We start from the raw sequence: 13,087 nt of genomic DNA, 5'->3' as shown, positions 1-13,087 counted from the left end.
CGTCGTTCGGGGGGCCGTCGCGCCCCCCGAACGAAGTGTCAACTTTTTGGTGACAACCGCCCGTCGTGTGGAAGGGTGGTGCCCATGGCGATCGACCACGCGAAGCAGCGACGAATGCAGGACGCGGCTGAGGAGTTGCTGCGCGAGCGCTACGGCAAGGACCGTAACTACCTCGACCCGCTCAAGCTCATGCAGGAGGTCCGGGCCCAGGCGCTCGGCTACTACGGGGCCGGCGACGGCGAGGAGACGCCGGAGGTCCCGGCGGAGGACGTCCTGGCCGCCCTGACCCAGATGGCAGAAGCGCGGGCCAGCCTGGACGCCCTGGAGCGCGATCTGATCCGCGCGGCCCGCAGCCGTTCGGCCTCGTGGCAGAAGATCGCGGACTCGCTCGGCATGGTGAACCGGCAGGCCGCCGAGGCCAGGGCGACCCGGCTGGATCGGGCGGCCGAGTCCCACCGCGGCGACCGCGATGTCCGCGCCCAGCGGCGCGACCGCGCACGGCGGCGGACGGTGGAGGTGTGGTGCCGCGAGCACGAGGCCCGCATCAAGACCGTCGGCGGCCGCCTGGTCGACGTCGCGGGCGCATGGCCGGAGCTGGCGGAGGACTCCGCTGCGGCCGTCTACCTGGACCAGCTGTCCAAGGCCACCGGCGGTGTGCAGAGGGTCGAGTGCCTGGAGATGCTGCATTGGCGGATCGCGCCGTCCGGTCGGCAGGGCCTGGAGCCGTCCGGCCCGCGGGCCGACGAGGCGGCCCTGGCGCGTGACGCCGTGCGCGATCTGCTCGACGAGTTGTCCGCGGTCCGCCTCGCGGCGGACGACGCCCGGCTGTCAACGAAACGGTGACAAGTGGCCGTCAGGCCGGGACCGAGCCGCGGTGGACCCCGAGGAGCGTCCCGTCGTCCCGCAGCAGACCGACCGCCTTCAGCTTCTCCAGCGCCTCCTCGACCTGACTGGGCTCAAGGTCGAGCTGGGCGGCGATCTCGCCCGGTGGCTGCTGCCGGTCGTCCGGCTGGAACATGAGCCACAGCACGACCTGGCGCTCGGCATTTCCGCACCCGGAACTCAGCAGCTTGCCGCGCAGCTCGGGGTCCACCGCCACGTGCTTGGAGACGGGCCAAGCCGCTTGGTCGGGCAGGATCACGATGGGGCACACCCGGGCCTCCAGCTCGTCCAGGAAGCCCTTCCACGGCTCCAGTTCGGGGGCGCCGTCAGCCAGGTCCCGGGTCATGAGTTCCGCGCACATGGCGGTGACGGCGTCGCGCAGGCCGGCGAAGAGCTGCCGCATCGACTGCGGGCACCGGCACCTCGCGAGAGCGGGGTACTTCTGCGTCGGCACATACGCCTTGTCCAGGTTGCCGATGGCGACGCCAAGGATCATCGCCGCCTCACAGAGCTTCTCGTCGGGGTCTCCGACGGGGAGGAGAGGCGAGTAGTCGTTACCGCTGCGGTCCTGGCTGTGCTGGCCGTGGAGCCCCAGGGCGCGCATTCCGTGGACCGTGGCCAGGTGGTCCAGGACGAACACCATCTGATTGTTGGCGTCCTGAAGGTTCTCCCTCATGCGCCGCAGGGTGCCCTGGCGTTCCCGGGCGGTGGTCTCCTTCTCCTCCTTGGCCAGGGCCTGGTGTTCTGGCGCGAGATGCTGCCACGCCGTCATGAGGGCTGCGCTGATGGCGAGAACGCCGTCGGCTGAGGGGGCCTGCTCGGTCATCGGGGCCTTCCGGTTCGACCATGCGGTCACCTGACGCGGCGCCGCACGCGGTGGCGCGACAGGTGACCGCGCCGCCGCGTACAACGGCGGTCGACACGGGATGGACACGGCTCGCCGGGCCTGGATTCACCCGTCCGGGACTGCCGGTTCACCCCTTCCGGCTGTGCCGGACGAGTATCCTGGGTGCGGGCATCGCGTAGGCCCAAGCCCGCCGTCCGGCCCATGACCAGACGGCATCACGGGCAAAGGTGCCAGGGCCCTCCGGGCCTGGTCAGCTGCCGAATGTGGCAGCGCGCCAGCGCACGAGTTCCTCACCGTCGTCTTCGACGACCTCCTCCGTCGTGCGCTGATCTCGTGCGCGCCGGGTCATGGGACCGTGCCGCGCCGAGAAGAGTCAGCTGTGTCGAAGAGCGAGAAGAAGAACCGCCGCCGCAAGAGCCACGCGGAGCGGGAGCGGATCAAGGCCAAGAAGGCCGCCAGCGGCGCCTCGTACACCTCCGCCCAGTCGGGCACCGCCCACCGTCACCAGGGCCCCGAGATCGGCCCGGTCGACGGCTCCGGCTTCGGAAGCGACCGGCAGGCCGACATGCAGACGGCTTCCGCGCTGATCGGGGCCTGCGTGGAGAAGTGCCGACCGTGCCAGGCCAGCCTCGCGGACAAGGTCCTCGCCGGTGACCGGCTCGTCGTCGCCAGCCTCGCCGGCACCGTCTACTCGCTGCTCCCCTCCCCCGGCGCCCTGTGCTCCCCGGCCACCCGACGGTTCCACGCCGTGGCCCATGACACCGGGCGCCCCGGCTACGGCCCGGCGGTCCTCGCTGCGGTCGAGGAGCTGAGCCAGGAGGACCTGGAGGCGCTCCTGGAGGACACGCTCGACCTGTGGGCGGCGGCCGCCGGGACCGCTCCGGCCTCCGGGGCCGGTGCCCCCGACCAGGAGGCGGGCGAGGAGGAGAGGGACACACACCGCTACGCCGCGGCGAGTGGGACCGCCTACCTGATGAGCGCGGGCATCGACCAGCTGCTGAGCGTGGAGGAGATGCAGGGCCTGGTCGAGCACGCGGAGAAGTCCGCCGTCTCGGGCGATCCGGTGGTGTGCTTCCTGTGTGACGAGCCGATCGACGTGACGGCGGAGCCGGAGGTCCACGTCGGGGTGAGCACCCGGACCCTGGCCGTCGACGGCCGCGAGCTCGACACGGTGCACCCGGTGTGGACGCATCCCGGCTGCGGCCGGACCCGCATCTGGCCTTGGCCGGAGCTGATGGCGGAGCGCCAGCGCCGCGGCCTGTACGTGGCCCCCGAGGACCGCCAGCCGGAGAAGCCGACCGTGCCGGGTCCGCGGAACGCCGACTACACGCACTTCAGCGTCGCCCGGCAGCCGGGCGGCGGGATGGTGCCGCTGGTCCTGGTCGAGCCGGGCGAGCCCGACGAGTACGGGATCGAGGGGTACCTGGCGGCCCGCCTGTCCGAGGGGTTCAAGCCCGTCGACCTGGGCGGGGGCCAGCCCTTCCCGGTGCTGGACGGATGGCACCTTCGGTGCGAGCGCGGCCGGATGGTCTCGGTGATGCGCGCGGGCGGCGGAGCCTGGTACCGGCAAGAGGGCGGGTACGCGACCCCGGGCAACTGGCGGCAGGCGGCCCGCCAGCGCAAGGCGCTGTTTCTGGTCGTGCCCGCGGGCACCGTGGGCGACCGGCAGGGCGACGACTGGCTGGCAGCGGTGAGCCGGGCCGCCGAGGCCGGCCACGTGCTGGGCGGCCTGGTCGCGGTCCGCGGGACGCTGGCATGAGCGGCCGCAAGACCCTGCCCGGGGTCGCTCGTGTACGGATCACCGGCGACAGTGCAGCGACGCAGGCCCTGCTCGACGCGCTCGCGGAGCACTTCACCGTGACGGACCCCGACCCCTACAGCGGCAGCCGCAGCTACCTGGAGGTCGACACCCGCCCCGGCTCGGCCCCGCGCGGCACCGTCGCCAAGGACGACGGGCCCGACGGGCCCAGGGCCTCGAAGCACCGGCCCGCCGAAGTGCCGTCCACGGTCGCGGTGATGCTGGCGCGCCAGATCAACGCGGCGCATCTGCACCTGTCCCAGTTCCGGAACCTGGTGCAGACGTACGGGGACGGCCTGGTTCCCGAGTGGCCGAAGCCCGGCCAGGCCCCGGACAACCCGGTGCACCAGACCCTCAGCACCGCGTCGCGGCTGCTGTACGAGCTGCGGGAGTGGAGCAGCCACACCGCCCACGCCTCCGGCGCGGTCTCGGTCCTGCCGGAGATCATCGCGGCGTCCGAGGAGCAGCGCCGGGCGGAAGCGGTGCTCTACCCGCCGGGCGGGTGGTGCGCGCTGCCGGGTGGGACGATGCCGCCGCCCGGCGAGGAGCGGGAGGCGGAGAGCGCGGCGGACCCGATCGCGGCGCAGCTGCTCGGGCCGGTGCCGGATAAGCGCTACAGCGCGCGGGCCTCGGGCAGGTCGGTGCAGCGAGCGCTCCCCGCGGTCGCGGACACCCCAGCGGCCGCCGTGTGGACGGCAGAGCAGGCGCTGTACGGCTACGTCTGCCAGCACTGGGAGACGCCCGGCGACACTCCGGCCGATCTCGCGGCCGCCGTCGACGGCCTGGACGAGCTCGCCGACACCTTCACCAGCGCCTGCACCTACGTCCTGGGCGAGATCAGGCGCCGCATGGAGGAGGGACTTCTGGTCGACGTCGACGAAGACGCCTTCACCGAGTCGGCGGCCGCCGTGCGCGCGCAGCTGGGCATCGAGCCGGAGCGGGTGCCCAAGCTCGCGTATGCCCTGTCGCGCGTGCGTCAGGCGATGACCGGGGCGCGGGCGGCGCTGCCTGCGGCGACGGGCGGCACTCGCGCCTTCGACGCCCTGGCGCAGGCGAGGGCCCTGGGTGCTCTCGACGGCAAGATGCTCCCGGAGGTGCGCCGCGAGCTGGGCAGTGAACGGCACTGGCAGCGGCACCGCTCGAAGACCCGGATGCCGGACTACACCACGGCGGACTGGCTACGGCGGGCCATGCACTGGATGCACGCCGCCGGCGTGAACGCGTACGACCACGGGGCGCACCTGGCCGCCGAACGGCACCCGGAGCGTTCGGGTCTGCCGATCGGCACCCCGGCCGTCATCGAGGACGGGGGCGAGCGATGAGCGGGAGCACGGTCCGCGCGGCCGTGGGCCCGCAGGTGGCCGCCCTGACGATGGTGCGGTCACTGATGGGCGGAGCGCTGGAGAGGAAGGGCCTGGAGCAGACCGTGGACCAGGCCCGGGGCGGGGTCCGCGAGGGCCTGCTCTACGTGTCGAAGTGGGCGCGGGGCGCGGACCTGCGGACCGAGATCGTGCCCATCGTGTGCGCGCTGGGCCGTACGGCGGTCGCTGGCCTGTCCATCACGCAGGACGGAGATCCGGCGGCGGTGGCCGACTGGCTCGACATCCAGGCCCGTACGGTGCGCGAGCAGCCGGTCAGCCTGACGGTCGAGCATCCGGCGGACTCGGTAGTTGTCGACGTCGCCGCGGTGTTCGCCGAGGAGCTGCACCACAGCGGTGAAGCCGACCCGGCGGCGCTGGATGCCAGGGACCAGCGGGCCGCCGAACTCGTGGCCGCGTGGGCGCGGCCGGGCGCAGCGATGCGGGACCATGTCGAACTGCTGCTGTGCGGCGGCTGGTTCGCCGCGGTGACGCTGGCCCACGCCTTCCGCTTCAACGGGGCTCGGATGCAGGAGTACGTGGAGAGCCACGCCCGCGCCCTGATCCTGGCGGGCCGCCGCTGACCGAGCTGCCCGGCCGCAGCCGGCGGGCTCCGGTCAGGCGGCGGCCGGGACGAGTTCCAGTGCCCGGATCAGGGTGCCGATCCGGTCGCGCGGGCATCCGGCGACCGGGGCGCTCAGGACGAGCAGCCACCGGACCACGTTGGCCGGGACCGGGTTCCACTCGCCGAACGCGACCTGCGTCAGCCCGGCCTCGGCCGCCCAGACGCGCCGGGCCTCCGCCTCTCCCCCGCGCATCTGCCCCTCGATGAGCAGGTGCGCCACCCGCAGAGCGGGGATGTGGTTGCCCTGCTGGAGCTCGCGGTACGCCGCGGCGGCGGCCTCGCCGTCCTCGTCGCTCTGCTGGCCGTGGGCGAAGAACTGGGCCAGCAGGACGGCGGCGAGCTGGAGTTCGTCACGGGCCACCAGCTCGGCGGTCACCGCCGCCAGGAGTTCACCGGCCTCGTCCGGCGACTGCGCCGCCGTGGTCAACGTCCATTGCAGGAGCTGCCGAACCGGCAGGGACTGGATCAGCTCGGCGGGCCCCATCTGGAACGAGCCGACGAAGGTGAGGGCGAGGTTGAACGGATTCTCGGGCTTGGCCATGCGGACATCCTCGCGGACCTCGCCCCGCAGGGTGGGGCCGGTTCACCCTTGAGCACACCGAAGGGCCGCCACCCCTGTTGACGGGTGGCGGCCCTGGAGTCCTCGCTGTGCAGAGGCCGGACTACACGACGCAGGCGAGCGGCACGTAGCCCTTGATGCCCCGGTAGGTGATGTACGACCAACGGTTGTCGTTCTTCCAGCCGCAGAGCGAGTAGTTGTCTGCGAGCTTCACGCCGCAGGTCACATACGTTGCCTTCGCGCCCTTCGGGAGAAGGCCGAGGGCTGTGGCGTTGACCTTGGTGGTCGTGCGGATCTTGACGCTCTCGTGGGCCACCGCCGGGTTGAGGACGCATCCGGCCTTCGCCTGCACCGTCGTGGCGCTGGTCTGCGCCGTGGTGGCGGATGCGGTACCGCTCGCGAGGATCAGCAGCCCTGCCGCGGCGGCGCCGGTGAGCGCCGGGGTCAGCCTCTTCATCTTCATCAACAACTCCCCGTGCTTGATCACGAACCTTGATCGATTCGGACCCTACGCGAGACGTATCGCCAGGATCGACCGCTTTTACGACCGCTCCAGGGCGTCAGCAGCGGCTCCTTGTACGGCGGCGCGGCCTGCCCTGCTTCGCGGGCGGCGCCTTCCGCCTACTGCGGGCTGCCCGCAGCGCGCGCACGGGCCTCCTGCTGGAATTTTCGGTACCACCGCGGGGAGTAGATGTGCTCCCCGCCGGCCCACGCCATCCCCAGCGAGACCGCGCCCACGGACATGGCCACGAACGCCACCACGATGAGGGCAAAGACCAGCAGGACATGGCCGTTGAGGAGCTTCGCGGCCAGGCCGGCCCCATAAGCAGTGACGGTGACAGTGCCGCACACCACCAGCCGCTGCCACAGCGGCGATCCGCTTGCCCACCAGCGCCGCAGTCGTACGTACATCGCTTCTCCCCCGGGTCGTCCCTGAGTAAGTCGTCTTGCAACCACGATCTCGTATTCCTGCCCCGTTCCGTGGCTGTCGAGCCGTTCCGTACCAGAGCACCGGTGGCGGCACCGTACCGCTTGCGCGGAGAGGATCACGTCCGCTCCAGGGCGTCCAGCAGCTGCTCCTTGTACCCGGCGGCGGCAAGGTCGTCGTTGGCGAGCCTGGCCTGGTGGAGGAGCTTGAGGGTGGCAGTGTGGTCGGTCCGCGCCCAGGCTGCCCGCGTCGCTTCCCGCAGGGTGCGCCGGGCCCGCAGCACCTTGGGGTCGGTCTCGTCGCCGGCGGACGCGCGAGCGGCGTGGAAGGCGTCGACGGCCTGGACCACCTTGGCCATCGCGGCGGCCGTCTTCTTCTTCTCGACGTCCTCCGGCAGCAGGGGGTTGAGCACCACGGCCGCGCCCCAGTGCGGGGTCTTCGCCCCGGCCGCCTGCTCGGCGGTGTAGGCGCTGCGCTGTTCCTGCACCCCCAGTCGTAGCTGCTCCAGGCCCTCCGGGAGCTCCCAGCCCTTCCCGCCGCCGCCGGTCACCGCGCCCTTCAGCTCCCCGACCTGGGCGACGTAGCTCTCGATGAGCCCCTTCCTGCCCAGCGGGGTGCCGCGCCGGTAGGCGCCGTGGCCATGCGAGACGAGCAGGGCGTTCTTGCTGCCTTGCAGGCCCGCGATCAGCTGAGCCCTGATCGGCAGCCAGTTCTCCAGCGCCGCCTGGGTAATGGGCGAGACCGGCCAGACCTCGGTGAGGTGCAGGTTCGAGGCGACCCCCTGCGGGTTGCGGATGATCTTCACCCAGGACAGATCGGGGGCGAGGTCGACGATGCCGCAGGTGCAGAGTTCGCCGGTGCGGGGGGCGGCGTCCAGGACCAGGCCGACGACGACGAGCATCCGCGCGAGGCCGGGGTCGGAGGGCTGCTTTTCGACCTGGGCCTTCAGCCCGTTGTGCAGCTGGCTGCGGGCCCACGTGGGCATCGTCGGCTTCCGGGGCGGCTTGGGGTAGGACTTGGCGCCGCTGGGGACACCAGCCTCGCGGGCCAGCCGACGCAGGATGCTCGACCTGCGCCGCTGCGAGGTGGTCACGCCCTTGGGGTTGTTCTTGTATCCCCGCAGGCGCAGCTCGCCGTCGTCGGTCAGCTCGCACAAGGCGGTGGCCCCGGGACCGAGGAGCTCACGCAGTGACGTGCCGTACCGCTCCTTGTAGTCCTCCCGCTCCAGCGCCTTCCGGATCGTGCGGTGGACCCAGCGGACGTGATCCGCGACGGAGTCGGTGGTGTCCGGATCGTCCAGCACCTTCTGGACCAGCGCGGGCAGTTCTTCGACCGCCGGATAGCGGTCCTCGTCAGTGCTCGTGGACACTCTGGCCTCCTCCGGGATTACGGTTCTAGGTTAATTATCCCTCTGCCGGCTGGCCATTCTGCACCATCGGGCGTCAGCTCGTCAGCCCGTTCTTCACTCACGGGTGGTCCCCGCCGCCCGTACACCAGATCAGGCCGCTTCCAGCAATCCCCCGGCCCGGCGGAGGTGCTGAGCCCTACCCTCGTCGGAGACGACCGATGAGGGGATCGCACGTGACGATGCAGTTGCCGGACATCTTCGAGACCCGGCAGGTGAAGGCGCTTCGCGATGCCCTCATGGCCGGTGACCTGGAGCAGGCCAAGAAGATCGAGGACCACCTACTGGCCGAGGCGGCGACGAGCCCCGAGGACCGGGAAGTCCTAGCCGACCAGCTGCGCGCGTCGATGCTGTTCCGTGCGTATGTCGATGCCTCCGGCGCCGGCGACGAAGCAACAGCCCTGATGTTTCAGGGGCTCCTGACGACGATGTGCTCACCGGAGACAGTCCGGGCGACCCTGATGAGCGGGCTGCTCTACTCCGGTCTTCAGCAGGGCTCGCTGCCGGCGGAAGACCACGACCGCCTGACGGCCTGGATGAAGGAGGCCGACGTCGGCGAGGAGATGAAGGCCCGCCTGGCGGGCATCAAGCGGGCGGCGTAGAGCGACCGGCTAGCAGTGTCAACTTTTCGGTGACACGGGTGCTGGAGTGTCGGCGCCCCGTGCGATGCTGCCGGACGAACACCCGCCGCAGGAGGTAGACCGTGACACACCCGGCCGTGAGGGCGCGCTTCGGCGCTCCGGCACCGGACAGCAGCCTGCCCTTCGTCATGTCGGTCTGCGCGTTCGGCTGCGCGGCGGCGGCCGTCGCGGTCACCTCCCACGCCCGGCTCCTGTTCGATCACCTGTGGCTGTCCGGCGCCGTGTGGGCCGGGGCGGCCGGTCTCGGCTTCGCCGCCGGGTGGGGCCTGTCCCCCCTCCTCAAGTTCCAGCGGCGCACGCTGACCCCCAAGTTCGTGGTGATCTCGCTGGTCCTGGCCTTCGCCGCGGTGTGGGGCGTGAACAGCATCGCGTCACACATCTTCATGAACGCCTGGGACCGGTTCGACGCAGAGCTGGGCGGCCCGGGTCAGTGCCTGGCCGGGACGCCGTACGGCAAGGACAGGGCGAGCGTCGTCACGCGGGTGGCCAAGGGTGACGACCGCATGGAAATCTGGCCGGGCGGGCCCGTCCCGGAGGGCACCCCGAAGGGATACAAGTACCCGGTGCTGACGCTGAAGCACGCCGTCAACGGGGGTACGCATCCACTGGCACCGGCCGACGACGCATCCCGGGACCTGCTTCGCTCCTACGGCTGCCGCTGAGCGTTCGACGGCCCCGTCCGCTCGGCACCCTCACGCGAGGGTGACCTGAGCGGCGTGAAGGCTTCCACTCGAACGAGGGACAACCGCCCCCTGCGGCGCTGCGGCCAGCCGGGCGTAGTCGAGGACGGTGGCCCACAGCCACCGGGCGCTTCGGTCGTCCTCGGAGCTCATCGCGCAGGCCGCGTTCCCGGCCGCGTGGCCCCACAGATCCCGCTGGCGGCCGCCGTGTTCGGCCTCGGCCGCCCGCAGCGCGGCGACGAGAGCGGCGGCCGGCGGCGGCTCTCCGGCGTCCTTGTCCAGCCACGGGCGTACCGCCTCGGCGACGGCTTCCGCCGTCTCCCGGGAGAAGGAAGTCTCACTCATGGCAACACCATGCCCGAGGGCGCCCGGCGGGCGGGCACCCCCGGGAGCAGACGGGATGCCCCCGTACGGAGGCATCCCGCCGCCCGGCCGCCGGACGAGGTGAGGCTCTACCGCTCGCGCAGCTCGTACGGGCTGATCTCCTCGTACCGGTCGTCGGACTCATCCCGGCCGAAGCTTTCCTCCCAGCGTTCCGGCCAGTTCGCCGGGCCGCCGACGCGAAATCGGTCGTCCGCCCATCGCGGTTCTCCCACGCAGAAGGCGTGTACCTGGGGCTGGTCATCACCGCTTCGGCGGACGAACTTCTCGTCGTAGATGAGGAAGTGGCCCATGTCGTCGCGGTCCTCGCGAACCTCTTCCGGCAGCGTGACCACACGGGTCACCTTGTCGTCGTCGACATCGACCTCGACCATCACCGGCACCACGTACCGGACCCACCTCTTCGCCACCGCTCCACCTCTTCTGTCAGGTCTTCCAGCGGCAAGCTATCGGGGAGAGCACCACCAAGGGAGTGAACCCCAGAGCATCACTCTCAGCTACTTGCCACTTCGCCGCAGCTTCGGGAGTACCGGGCCGACGACGAAGATCCGCGCGGCTCGATCAGGCGGCCGGACGGAGCAGGACGATCACCGTGCAGTCGTCGCGGTACCCCTCGCAGTCCTCTTCCGCGGCGGCGACCAGAGCGTCCGCGAGGGCCTGCGGAGCGTCCTGGTGGGCGCGACACAGGGCCGTCCAGGTCTCCGCGTCCACCTGATCCGAGACCCCGTCCGACACCAGCAGGACCAGGCGCACCTCCTCGGGGATCTGCACCTGTCGGCACGTCGCCGCAGACGCCTGCGCCAACCCGAGCCGGGACCAGTTGTCATGCAGCTCGGCGGCCAGCTCCACCGCCGAACCGCCGTTGATCCGCAGCCACTGGCCCATCGTCTGGTCGGTCGACCACTGGGTGAGCGCGGCCCCGTCCCAGCCGTACGCCCGGCAGTCCCCGATCCAGTGGACGCTGACCGCCTCGCCCAGCTCCATGCAGGCGTAGACCGCGGACGCGTGCGGCGGCCGGTCGTAGGCCGTGGCCATCTGTCCGGCGGTCATCAGCCCGGCCAGGCCGCCCGCCGCCGCCCCGATGTGCGTGATCACAGCCGGGGCGAGCGCTGCATACCTGACCACGTCCGGGCGGTGACCCGCCCCGTCGACCACCGCGGCGCACACCTTCGTGCCGCGCCGCTGCACGTCCGCCCCGTCCGCGCAGGGCGGTTCTGTCCCGGGCCGCTGGGCCCGCCCCACCACGACCGCCCCGGCGTCCACGGCGTTCTCGGTCTTCTCCACCATCGTCTTCTCCCTTGCCTCGCGGGAGAGGGCCGGACGGCCCGCTCCCCCATAAGGCCGGCGGCGAAAGAAGACGGCGCTACATAGCGCTACTTACCAAAACTGAGGCTGGTGTGGCGCATGAGGCGACCCGGGAGCATCAGGCCGCGAGGGTGAGCCAGCGCCCCAGCTGCTTGCTGATCTTGTCGACACCGGCGGTCGCGTGCCGGGCCCGGCGCTCCTGGTCGCCACGGCGGCGGATGTAGGAAAGCGTCGTCGCTGGATCGTCGTGTCCAGCGAACTCCTGGATCTCCTCCAGCGGCGTGGCATCGTCATGCATGTGGGTCAGGCGGCTGACCCGCAGTACGTGCGGGGTCAGGTCGCGGCCGGTGAGGACTCCCGCCCGCTTCCCGAGCCGGGTGAGGATGCGGTCGACGTCGTGGCGGTCCAGGCGGCGGCCTTCGGAGTCGACGAGCAGCGGCCCCTTGGTCCGGCCGTCGATGAGGAGGACCAGGAGTTCGGCGAGCATGTGGGGGACGTCCCACCGCCTGCCCTTGTTGCCCTTGCGGGTCAGGTCGATCACGGGCTTGCGGCCGTCGCGGAAGTCGGCGACGTCGGCCTCGCACCATTCGCTGACGCGGCCGGCGAAGGTGTAGACGAGCGACGTCACGACGACGTCGCGCAGGCACTCCGCCCAGTCGAAGAGAGATGCGAACTCGTCGACCTCCAGCATCGGGGTGGCGGTGGTCTCGTCGTGCCGGTCGATCTTCGGCCGGTTGTGGCGGGTGACCGGGTTGGGGATGTAGGTCTGCGACTCCTCGGCGGCGAACGCCGTCAGCGAGGACAGTGCGGACAGGCGGCGGGCGATGCTGCGGTTCGCTCGCTCTCGCTTCTCCTCGCTGAGCCGCCAGGTCGTCACGTCCCCGCGGGTGATGCACCCGATGTAAAACCGATCGTGCCCGAGCTCCTGGGCGAATCCATGCCAGAACCGCAGGTCGTCGGCATAGTTCCGCTTGGTGTTGATGCTGGGAATCGTGGAGGACGCGAGCCAGCTCATGACGGTGGTGAATGCCTCGGCCGTGCAGATGTCGCGCAGGATGTCCATGCGGTAGCGGCGCGGCCCCAGTTTGCGGTCCTTCGGGTCGCGCGGAGCCACCTGCCCGAGATCCTCGCGGATCTTGGCAAAGGCGTCCTCCGCCCGGGTCGGCGCCCGCATGACGTCGCCGGCAGGACGCTGGACGACCTCCGGGCGGGGCATCACGGCCGGAAGTCCTGTCGGAAGTCCGGGTGCCCGGAGAACGCGGCGAAGGCCGTGCAGCGCAGCGACCAGCCGAGGGCCTGCATCTGCCCGGCGAAGTGGCTGTGCCGGTCGTCGTCGCGGTGCGGGTGCTCGAACTTCTCCTCGAACTCCAGCAGGCTCCGGTTCACCCCGGCCAGCAGACGCTCCTCTTCCTCCTCCGCCACCTTCGCCCGCTCAGCAATTCGGGCTTTGAGGAAGGCGACCAGAGCGCGGTCGCGGTCCAGGGCGGCCTCGTCCTGGACGATCAGCTGGAACTTCAGGGCGGTTTCCCCGTCGGTCATGTGCCCCTCCTTGCTCTCGAACCCCAAAGCTACCTGCGGGGACGGACAGCGCCGGGGTGCCCCTGCCGGGTGCCTGTTGGTGCGTCTGCGACACACGATCTTCGGGTTGCTCTAGAGTCGGGAGGACCTTCCCGGTGGC

16 protein-coding genes are annotated in these 13,087 nt (G+C 71.3%); 6 read left to right on the top strand and 10 right to left on the bottom strand.

What is annotated here, in order from left to right; all coding sequences use genetic code 11:
* Positions 1-84 precede the first annotated feature (84 nt).
* Positions 85-843 carry a hypothetical protein gene (locus AB0G56_RS31070; RefSeq protein ID WP_360975787.1) on the top strand — a complete coding sequence of 253 codons (759 nt, stop codon included), beginning with the start codon at positions 85-87 and terminating at the stop codon, positions 841-843.
* 10 nt (positions 844-853) lie between these two features.
* Here AB0G56_RS31070 and AB0G56_RS31065 read toward each other — a convergent pair whose 3' ends face one another.
* Positions 854-1,708, bottom strand: a complete 855-nt coding sequence (locus AB0G56_RS31065; protein ID WP_360975784.1) for a hypothetical protein — start codon at positions 1,706-1,708, stop codon at positions 854-856.
* 400 nt (positions 1,709-2,108) lie between these two features.
* Here AB0G56_RS31065 and AB0G56_RS31060 point away from each other — a divergent pair, with 400 nt between their 5' ends.
* From AB0G56_RS31060 to AB0G56_RS31050, 3 genes are read left to right on the top strand one after another with little or no spacing between them, the layout of a single operon-like run.
* On the top strand, positions 2,109-3,488 hold the full coding sequence (locus tag AB0G56_RS31060; RefSeq protein ID WP_360975781.1) for a hypothetical protein: 1,380 nt from the start codon (positions 2,109-2,111) through the stop codon (positions 3,486-3,488).
* Entirely contained in the window at positions 3,485-4,849 is a 1,365-nt protein-coding gene (locus AB0G56_RS31055) for a hypothetical protein (protein WP_360975778.1), read from the top strand. Before AB0G56_RS31060 ends, AB0G56_RS31055 begins: the two co-directional genes overlap by 4 nt.
* Positions 4,846-5,469 carry a hypothetical protein gene (locus AB0G56_RS31050; protein ID WP_360975775.1) on the top strand — a complete coding sequence of 208 codons (624 nt, stop codon included), beginning with the start codon at positions 4,846-4,848 and terminating at the stop codon, positions 5,467-5,469. Before AB0G56_RS31055 ends, AB0G56_RS31050 begins: the two co-directional genes overlap by 4 nt.
* Positions 5,470-5,502: 33 nt before the next feature.
* Here the strand turns inward: AB0G56_RS31050 and AB0G56_RS31045 are convergent, their stop codons facing one another.
* From AB0G56_RS31045 to AB0G56_RS31030, 4 genes are all read right to left on the bottom strand, one after another.
* Complete coding sequence (locus AB0G56_RS31045) at positions 5,503-6,051, bottom strand: hypothetical protein (protein WP_360975772.1); 549 nt, start codon at positions 6,049-6,051, stop codon at positions 5,503-5,505.
* 121 nt (positions 6,052-6,172) lie between these two features.
* Positions 6,173-6,532 carry a hypothetical protein gene (locus AB0G56_RS31040; RefSeq protein ID WP_360975769.1) on the bottom strand — a complete coding sequence of 120 codons (360 nt, stop codon included), beginning with the start codon at positions 6,530-6,532 and terminating at the stop codon, positions 6,173-6,175.
* A 158-nt stretch (positions 6,533-6,690) separates the two neighbouring features.
* Complete coding sequence (locus tag AB0G56_RS31035; protein WP_360975766.1) at positions 6,691-6,981, bottom strand: hypothetical protein; 291 nt, start codon at positions 6,979-6,981, stop codon at positions 6,691-6,693.
* Positions 6,982-7,115: 134 nt separating this feature from the next.
* Positions 7,116-8,366: a hypothetical protein gene (locus tag AB0G56_RS31030; protein ID WP_360975763.1), complete on the bottom strand. Its 1,251-nt coding sequence runs from the start codon at positions 8,364-8,366 to the stop codon at positions 7,116-7,118.
* A gap of 218 nt (positions 8,367-8,584) precedes the next feature.
* Between AB0G56_RS31030 and AB0G56_RS31025 the strand changes: the two genes are divergently transcribed.
* Positions 8,585-9,004, top strand: coding sequence for a hypothetical protein (locus AB0G56_RS31025; protein ID WP_360975760.1), 420 nt, complete (start codon positions 8,585-8,587; stop codon positions 9,002-9,004).
* A 101-nt stretch (positions 9,005-9,105) separates the two neighbouring features.
* The gene (locus AB0G56_RS31020) at positions 9,106-9,705 is read left to right on the top strand and encodes a hypothetical protein (protein WP_360975757.1); all 600 of its coding nucleotides are present in this window, start codon (positions 9,106-9,108) and stop codon (positions 9,703-9,705) included.
* A gap of 30 nt (positions 9,706-9,735) precedes the next feature.
* On the opposite strand, the gene AB0G56_RS31015 is transcribed toward AB0G56_RS31020, so the two are convergent.
* The 5 genes from AB0G56_RS31015 to AB0G56_RS30995 form a co-directional block, all read right to left on the bottom strand.
* Complete coding sequence (locus AB0G56_RS31015; RefSeq protein ID WP_360975754.1) at positions 9,736-10,068, bottom strand: hypothetical protein; 333 nt, start codon at positions 10,066-10,068, stop codon at positions 9,736-9,738.
* Between the two features lie 107 nt (positions 10,069-10,175).
* Positions 10,176-10,514, bottom strand: coding sequence for a hypothetical protein (locus AB0G56_RS31010; protein ID WP_360410683.1), 339 nt, complete (start codon positions 10,512-10,514; stop codon positions 10,176-10,178).
* A 151-nt stretch (positions 10,515-10,665) separates the two neighbouring features.
* On the bottom strand, positions 10,666-11,391 hold the full coding sequence (locus AB0G56_RS31005) for a SpoIIE family protein phosphatase (RefSeq protein WP_360975751.1): 726 nt from the start codon (positions 11,389-11,391) through the stop codon (positions 10,666-10,668).
* Positions 11,392-11,527: 136 nt separating this feature from the next.
* On the bottom strand, positions 11,528-12,625 hold the full coding sequence (locus AB0G56_RS31000; RefSeq protein ID WP_360975748.1) for a tyrosine-type recombinase/integrase: 1,098 nt from the start codon (positions 12,623-12,625) through the stop codon (positions 11,528-11,530).
* Positions 12,625-12,948, bottom strand: a complete 324-nt coding sequence (locus AB0G56_RS30995; RefSeq protein WP_360975745.1) for a hypothetical protein — start codon at positions 12,946-12,948, stop codon at positions 12,625-12,627. The genes AB0G56_RS31000 and AB0G56_RS30995 overlap by 1 nt, the downstream gene beginning before the upstream one ends.
* Positions 12,949-13,087 lie beyond the last annotated feature (139 nt).

It is taken from the genome of Streptomyces sp. NPDC021356, from assembly GCF_040641015.1.
Lineage (GTDB): Bacteria > Actinomycetota > Actinomycetes > Streptomycetales > Streptomycetaceae > Streptomyces.
The sequence above is the reverse complement of the archived record's forward strand: the minus strand, read 5'-3'. Positions and strand labels throughout refer to the sequence as shown.